Source organism: Curtobacterium sp. MCBA15_005, assembly GCF_001864855.1.
GTDB classification, from domain to species: Bacteria; Actinomycetota; Actinomycetes; order Actinomycetales; family Microbacteriaceae; genus Curtobacterium; species Curtobacterium flaccumfaciens.
The window spans coordinates 7,098-7,370 of record NZ_MJGL01000036.1; the positions used below are offsets into that span (position 1 = coordinate 7,098).

Annotated in this window: 1 protein-coding gene; it reads left to right on the top strand. The window is 71.1% G+C overall.

Annotated features, from left to right (window positions below):
• On the top strand, positions 1 to 273 hold a 273-nt coding region (locus BIU89_RS12895), incomplete at both ends, for a carbohydrate kinase family protein (RefSeq protein ID WP_254791630.1).

Genomic DNA, 273 nt, shown 5'->3' on the forward strand with positions numbered 1-273 from the left:
CGCCGCCGACGCCCTGCTCGACCGCGGTGTCGAGATCGCGATCGTCAAGCAGGGGCCGAAGGGCGTGCTGGCGAAGACCCGCGACGAGTTCGTCGAGTTCCGTCCGCACCACATCGACGTCGTGAACGGGCTCGGCTCGGGCGACGGCTTCGGCGGCGCGCTGACCCACGGACTGCTGCAGGGCTGGAGCCTCGAGCGGATCCTGGCGTTCTGCAACGCAGCCGGCGCGATCGTCGCGACGCGGTTCGAGTGCTCGACGGCGATGCCGACGAG